Genomic DNA, 7,280 nt, shown 5'->3' with positions numbered 1-7,280 from the left:
AAGTGTCGTTATGGCGACACTTAGTGCTCACGAGCCGGAGGCACCTACTTCTCCATCAGCTGCTTGAACTGCTCCAGCGCCTTCTCGATCTTCTTCTGCGGGTCGTCGAAGAGCTTCGCGCCCAGCTCGCCGACCTTCCCGCCGGGGGGCTGGATGTGGAGGCTGACCTCGACACCGGTCTTGTCGCCGTGGTTGTCGAACCGCACGGCCCCGCCGGTGTCGACGTGGTTGTTGCTCTCCTCGAGCGACTTCCACGCGATCTTGCGGTCCTGCTCCTCGTCGATGATCTTCGCGTCCCACTCGATCTTCTTGCCGAGCGGGCCGTCCACCACCCAGTGCGTCACGTTCGCGTCGCCCGTGCGCGGCTCCACCGACTCGACGTCGTCGAGGATCTGGGGGAGGTGCGTGAGCGGACGCCACCACTGGTAGCAGCGGTCCGCGGGGGCGTTGACCTCGAGGTAGTGCGTCGCTGTGGTCATGGGGACGGATAGGCCGGGGACCGAGCCCGCGAAACGGCACGATCGCGGCGGGGCGTGACGGGTCACATCGGGGTTTCGCGTAGCGTTCCCGGGCAACGGGCGAGCCGTCGCGGCCAGGGAGGGGGACCAGCCGCGTGCACCTCAAGAGCCTCACGCTGAAGGGCTTCAAGTCCTTCGCCTCGTCCACCACCCTGCGCTTCGAGCCCGGCATCACCTGCGTGGTCGGCCCGAACGGCTCGGGCAAGTCGAACGTCGTCGACGCCATCAGCTGGGTGCTCGGCGAGCAGGGCGCCAAGGCGCTGCGCGGCGGGAAGATGGAGGACGTCATCTTCGCCGGCACCTCCGGGCGCTCGCCCCTGGGCCGGGCCGAGGTGACGCTGACGATCGACAACGCCGACGGGGCGCTGCCCATCGAGTACGCCGAGGTGTCGATCACCCGGCGGGTCTTCCGCTCCGGCGCCGGCGAGTACGAGATCAACGGCAGCTCGTGCCGGCTCCTCGACGTCCAGGAGCTGCTCTCCGACTCCGGGATCGGCCGCGAGCTGCACGTCCTCGTGGGGCAGGGCCAGCTCGACGCGATCCTCCAGTCGCGACCCGAGGAGCGCCGCGCCTTCATCGAGGAGGCGGCGGGCGTCCTCAAGCACCGCAAGCGCAAGGAGAAGGCGCTCCGCAAGCTCGAGGCGATGGAGGCCAACCTCGCCCGCCTCGCCGACCTCACCACCGAGCTCCGCCGCCAGCTCAAGCCGCTCGGGCGCCAGGCCGAGATCGCCCGGCGGGCCCAGACCATCCAGGCCGACCTGCGCGACGCCCGGCTGCGCCTCGCCGCGGACGACCTGGTGACGCTGCGCGCCACCATCGCGCGTGACCGCGCCGACGAGGACGAGGCCCGACGGAGGCGTGACGAGACCGAGCGGGCGCTCGCGGTGGAGTCGGGCGCGGCGACGGAGCTCGAGGCCGCCCTCGAGCGCGACGCCCCGGCGCACGACCACGCCGTCGCCGCCCACCACCGCCTGTCCTCGCTCGCCGAGCGGCTGCGGGGCACGGTGGCCCTGGCCGCCGAGCGCCACCGCCACCTCGTCGCGCCCGAGGAGGCCCCGAGCGGGCCCGACCCCGACGAGCTCGAGCGCCGGGCCGAGGAGGCCGCGGAGACCGAGGCCGGGCTCGCCGAGGAGGTCGCCGCCGCCCGCGAGGCCCTCGAGGAGGCCGCGGCGCACCGGGAGGGCGCGGAGGAGACGCTCACGGGCGCCGAGCGCCGGCTGGCGGCCGCCCGCCGGGCCGCCGCCGACCGCCGCGAGGGGCTGGCGCGGCTGGCCGGGCAGGTCGAGACCCAGCGCGGCCGGGTCGCGGCGGCGCTCGAGGAGCTCGAGACCCTCGCGACGTCGATCACCGAGGCCGGGGAGCGGGCCGCCGCGGCGCGCGAGGAGCTGGCCGAGGCCGAGGAGGCGGCCGGCACGACCGCCGAGGCCGCGCCGGAGAGCCACGACGGGGGTGAGGGCGGCGAGGGCGGGGCTCCCGGCGACACCGACCCGGAGGCCGCGTTCGACGCCGCCACCGAGCGGCACGAGCAGGTCCGCGCCGAAGTCGACCGGGCGGGCGCCGCCCACCGCGACGCCGAGCGCGACCGCGCGCACTGGAAGGCCCGCGTCGAGGCGCTCGAGCTCACCCTGACCCGCCGCGACGGCGCCGGCGAGCTGCTCGCGGGCGGCCGCGAGGGAGTCCTCGGCTCGGTCGCGGCGCTGCTGCGCGTCCCGGCGGGGGAGGAGGCGGCGATCACCGCCGCGCTCGGCCCGGCCGCCGACGCCGTCGTCGTCACCGGGCCCGAGGCGGCGGCCGACGCGCTCGCCCACCTGCACGCCGCCGACGCCGGCCGGGCCGGCCTGGTCGTGACCGGGACGACGAGCCCGGAGCCGCCGCGGGGCGCGGCGCCCGCCGGCGCGCGCTGGGCCGCCGAGCTGGTGAGCGCCTCCGGGCCGCTCGCCGACGCGGTCGCGGGGCTCCTGGCCGGCGTCGTCGTGGTGGAGGACCTCGCGGCGGCCCGGCGCGTGGTCGCCGCGCACCCCGAGCTGGCCGCGGCCACCCGGGGCGGGGACGTGCTCGGCGGCTCCTGGGCGGTCGGTGGCCCCTCGGGCAGCCAGTCGATCCTGCAGATGCAGTCCGCGGCCGACGAGGCGGGCGACCGGCTCGCCGAGGCCGAGCGGGCGGTCGCCGTCGCGGACGGCGCCCTGGAGGAGGCGCGGGCGGCCGAGGCGGCGGCGCGCGCCGAGGTCGGGGTGGCCCGGCAGGTCCGCGACGACCACCGCCGTGCCGCCGTCGAGCGCCGGAAGGCCGCGGAGGCACGGCGGGCCCGGGACGACGCCCGGCGCGCCGAGGAGGCCCGGCGGCTCGGCCGGCTCGCGGAGACGGTGCGGGGCGCCGAGGCCGAGCTGGCCCGCCTCACCGAGCGCCGCGCGGCCGTCGAGACCTCCCGCGACGAGCGGCGGGCCGAGCTCGACGACCTCGGCGAGCGGCTCGCCATGGCCACCGATCAGGCCGACGCCGACGGCGACGACGCCGGCAAGGAGGACACCGCGGCGCGGGACGCGTCGGCGTCGGCGGTGACCGCCGCGCGGGCCACGGAGGTCGAGAGCCGGCTCGCGCTGCGCACCGCCGAGGAGCGGGCGCGCGCGGTCACCGGACGGGCCGAGGCACTGCGCCACCGGGCCCGGGCCGAGCGCGAGCAGCGGGACCGGGCCGCGCAGCGGCGGCGCGAGCGGGAGTGGGCGGCGGCACTGCTCGCGGAGGTCCTCGAGCACGGCCGGGCCGGCGCGGAGCGGATCGCGGTGTCGGTCACCCGGGCCGCGGGGGAGCGGGACCGCCTGGCCGCGGCCCGGCAGGCCCGCGCGAGCGAGCTCGAGGGCGCCCGGGAGCGGCTGCGGGGCCTGCAGCAGACCCTCGAGCGGCTCACCGACGCCGTGCACCGCGACGAGGTGCTGCGCGCCGAGCAGCGCACCCGGCTCGCGCAGCTCGAGGAGTCGATCGGCGAGCGCTTCGGCATCGGCCTCGAGGACCTCGTCCGCGAGTACGGGCCGGACGCCGGGATCCCGCCGAGCGAGGCCGAGGTCGCCGAGGTCACTGCGGCGCGCGAGCGCGGCGAGCAGGTGTCGATGCCCCCGCCGCTGGCCTACGACCGCGCCGAGCAGCAGCGCCGGGCCGCGCGCGCGGAGAAGGAGCTGGGCACGCTCGGGAAGGTCAACCCGCTCGCGCTCGAGGAGTACGCGGCCCTCGAGGAGCGCTACCGCTTCCTGTCGACGCAGCTCGAGGACGTCAAGGCGTCCAAGCGCGACCTGCTCTCGGTCGTCGCGGACGTCGACCAGCGCATCCTCGACGTCTTCGCGGAGGCGTTCGCCGACGTGGCCCGCGAGTTCGAGGCCGTGTTCCCGGTGCTCTTCCCCGGCGGCGACGGGCGGCTCGTGCTCACCGACCCCGACGACCTGCTGACCACCGGCGTCGAGGTGGAGGCCCGCCCACCGGGCAAGAAGGTCAAGCGGCTCTCGCTGCTCTCGGGCGGCGAGAAGTCGCTGACCGCGGTGGCGATGCTCGTCGCCATCTTCCGGGCCCGGCCCTCGCCGTTCTACGTCCTCGACGAGGTCGAGGCGGCGCTCGACGACGCGAACCTGCGCCGCCTGATCGGGCTGCTCGACGAGCTGCGGCGCTCGTCGCAGCTGGTGATCATCACGCACCAGAAGCCCACGATGGAGATCGCCGACGCCCTGTACGGGGTGAGCATGCGCGGTGACGGGATCACCGCGGTCGTCTCCCAGCGGCTGCGCGGCCACGACGCCCCCGGACCACTCCAGGAGGCGGACCCCACCCCGGTGGTGTGACCCCCCGCTTTCGTGACGGAGTGTCGCGCTATAGTAGCACTGCGTGATCTTTTCGGTCACGCGTCCGTGACCGACGACGACGCGGCCGGGGAATCCCCGGGGGCGGGGGACCGGCCTACCGTCGAGGACCGTCGGCGTGGTGCCACGCGGGGCTCGGGGGAGGTTCGGACACATGACGGTGCTCCAACCCGGACGACACGTCCAGCTCCATCGGTCCCGCACCACGCCCGCCCGGGGCACCGACGTCCCCGTCGGCCACCTCGTCGTCGACGCCTCGCACAGCGTGCTCTGCCCGCAGCTCGCGTCGAGCCACCTCGCGGTGATGGTCGACGACCTGCCCCTGCACGTGCGGTGGGGCCGCACCGACATCGCGCTGCCCGCCGGCCGGCACCGGGTCGAGATCGTCGTGGACCGCGGGGACGGGTGGGGGCGCGTGGTCGAGGCCGTGCCGGTGGCCGCCGGGCACACCGTCGACGTCTACTACCGCGCGCCCGCCCTGGGGCGTCGTCCCGGTGCGCTCGGCCCGGTGCCGCAGTCGACGGGTGGGGTCACGGCGCTGCTCGCGCTGCTCCTCGGGGTCCTCGTGCTGGTGGGTGGGCTGGTCGGGGTCGGGATCGCGCTGCTGGTCTGAGGGCACGCGTTCCTGCGGGTGGGTGCGGGCTGCGTGGTGTGCTCCTCGACGGCAGTGGCGGCCCGCGGCGTGGTCCGCCGGGCGTGGCGGGCGCAGGTCCGCCCATGATCAAGGAGTCGGTGCGCGCCGGGTGGAGATCCTCTCGACGCGCAGTGACTCCCTCGAGGCGTGGGCGTCTGCCTCGGGCTCCCCACCGAGCGGCGGGCCGGGGCGGGCGCGGCTGACAGGATGGGGCGGTGAGCTCGACGCTGACCGTCACCGCTACCCGGGCGAGCGACCTCCTGGCCGGCCGACCGGACCTGCCCCTGCAGGTGCCGCCTCCCCCTCCGCCTGCGGGGCTCTCGCCCGGCGCGCTCACGGGGATCGTCGTCGCGGTCGTCGTGGTCGTGCTGCTGGTCGTGCTCGTCCTCGGCCTCCTGCTCGCCCGGCGCCGCCGGATCTCGCTGCGGGAGCAGGCCGAGGAGGAGGCGCAGCCGACCGGGCCGACCAAGGGCAGCTACGCCGCGGGCGGCGGGTTCTCGTTCTCCGCGGGTACCGGGGGCGGCACGGCCACGAAGGAACGGCCGACGCCCCCGGAGCCCGAGCCGCGCCCGGAGCCCGAGCCGCGCCCGGCGCCCGCGGGACCTGCCGCCACCGCGGCGCCCGTCGAGGCCCCGTCCGCCGAGCCCGCGCCCGCCGAGCCGTCGAGCACGGAGGCCCCGCCGGCACCCCCGCAGCCCGCCGCGCCGGTCGAGGCCCCGTCCGCAGAGCCGGCCCCGGCGGAGCCGGCCACCACCGAGGCCCCGCCGGCGGCGGCGCCGACTACTGAGGCCCCGCCGACGCAAGCCCAGCCGACACAGGCCCCCACGACGCCGGCCCCCACGACGCAGGCCTCCACGGCACCTGCCGCGCCGGTGGAGGCCCCGTCCGCGGAGCCGGCCCCGGCCGAGCCGGCCACCACCGAGGCGCCCCCGGCCCCCGTCGAGACCCCTGCCCCCGTCGAGACCCCTGCCCCCGTCGAGACCCCTGCCCCCGTCGAGACCCCTGCCCCGGTCGAGGCCCCGGCGCCCGTCGAGACCCCCGCGCCGTCCGGCACCGAGGCGCCGCCCGCGCCCACGGAGCCGATCGCCGCCCCCGAGGGCCGTCTCGAGCGGCTCCGGGGACGCCTCGGCCGCTCCCGCTCCACGCTCGGCACCGGTCTCCTGGGCCTGCTCGGCGCCGGCGACCTCGACGAGGACTCGTGGGAGGAGGTCGAGGACCAGCTGCTCATGGCGGACCTGGGGTCGGCCACCACGCAGGAGGTCGTGCGCAAGCTCCGCGAGCGCATCGCCTCCCGGGGCGTCCGCACGTCCGAGGAGGTCCGCGACCTGCTGCGCGAGGTCCTCGTCGAGACCCTGGGCACCGACCTCGAGCGCTCGGTGCGGGCGCTGGCGCACGACGGCCGGCCGGCCGTCGTGCTGGTCGTCGGCGTCAACGGCACCGGCAAGACCACCACCACCGGCAAGCTCGCGCGCGTGCTCGTCGGCAGCGGGCACGAGATCGTCCTCGGGGCGGCCGACACCTTCCGCGCCGCGGCGGCCGAGCAGCTCCAGACCTGGGGCGAGCGGGCCGGCGCCCGCACCGTGCGCGGCGCCGAGGGGGCCGACCCCGCGAGCGTCGCGTTCGACGCCGTCAAGAAGGGCACCGAGGCCGGGGTCGACGCCGTCCTGCTGGACACCGCCGGTCGGCTGCACACCAAGACCGGGCTGATGGACGAGCTGGGCAAGGTCAAGCGCGTGGTCGAGCGCCAGGCCGAGGTCGACGAGGTCCTGCTCGTCCTCGACGCCACCACCGGGCAGAACGGCCTGACCCAGGCGCGCGTGTTCGGCGAGGTCGTGGACGTGACCGGGGTCGTGCTCACGAAGCTCGACGGCACGGCCAAGGGCGGGATCGTGTTCCAGGTGCAGCGCGAGCTCGGCGTCCCGGTGAAGCTCGTCGGGCTCGGCGAGGGCCCCGACGACCTCGCGCCGTTCGAGCCCGAGGCGTTCGTCGACGCCCTGTTGCGCTGAGCGGCCGTCCGCGGCGGCACCCGATCGGGCATGATGTCGCGGTGTGCCCCGGCCGCTGATCGGGTGACACGCTGCGCAATCGTGGGGCCATTCGTGTCGCTCATCGTGATCGACGGTGGAGTGACCTGGGGCACTCCGGACCCTGGTGTCCGATTCGGCAACGCAATGGTGACACGCGGTGGGTGGCTGTTAACTGCTGCGAAACACACCCCGACGGCGCCCGAAACACAGGCTGCGCATCCTTCCCTCCCAGTGATCGCCTCGAAGTCGGTGAACGCAG

4 protein-coding genes are annotated in these 7,280 nt (G+C 76.4%); 3 read left to right on the top strand and 1 reads right to left on the bottom strand.

Features of this window, described 5'->3' with window-relative positions; translation table 11 throughout:
• Nucleotides 1–44: 44 nt before the first annotated feature.
• A complete protein-coding gene (locus HH311_RS09605; protein ID WP_169183380.1) occupies nucleotides 45–479 on the bottom strand; it encodes an SRPBCC family protein in 435 nt (144 codons plus the stop codon).
• Nucleotides 480–613: 134 nt separating this feature from the next.
• Between HH311_RS09605 and smc the strand changes: the two genes are divergently transcribed.
• The 3 genes from smc to ftsY all read left to right on the top strand — a co-directional run bounded on the left by smc (nucleotide 614) and on the right by ftsY (nucleotide 7,000).
• Complete coding sequence (gene smc / locus HH311_RS09600; protein WP_169183379.1) at nucleotides 614–4,342, top strand: chromosome segregation protein SMC; 3,729 nt, start codon at nucleotides 614–616, stop codon at nucleotides 4,340–4,342.
• A gap of 172 nt (nucleotides 4,343–4,514) precedes the next feature.
• Nucleotides 4,515–4,973, top strand: coding sequence for a hypothetical protein (locus HH311_RS09595; protein WP_169183378.1), 459 nt, complete (start codon nucleotides 4,515–4,517; stop codon nucleotides 4,971–4,973).
• 311 nt (nucleotides 4,974–5,284) lie between these two features.
• Entirely contained in the window at nucleotides 5,285–7,000 is a 1,716-nt protein-coding gene (gene ftsY, locus HH311_RS09590) for a signal recognition particle-docking protein FtsY (protein WP_169183435.1), read from the top strand.
• Nucleotides 7,001–7,280: the final 280 nt, after the last annotated feature.

The sequence above is a fragment of the Actinomycetospora sp. TBRC 11914 genome (genome assembly GCF_012933465.1).
GTDB lineage: Bacteria > Actinomycetota > Actinomycetes > Mycobacteriales > Pseudonocardiaceae > Actinomycetospora.
The sequence above is the reverse complement of the archived record's forward strand: the minus strand, read 5'-3'. Positions and strand labels throughout refer to the sequence as shown.

Coding starts and splice junctions, on each gene's coding strand:
- HH311_RS09605 (WP_169183380.1), bottom strand. CDS start 479: ATGACCACAGCGACGCACTACCTCGAGGTCAACGCCCCCGCGGACCGC.
- HH311_RS09595 (WP_169183378.1), top strand. CDS start 4,515: ATGACGGTGCTCCAACCCGGACGACACGTCCAGCTCCATCGGTCCCGC.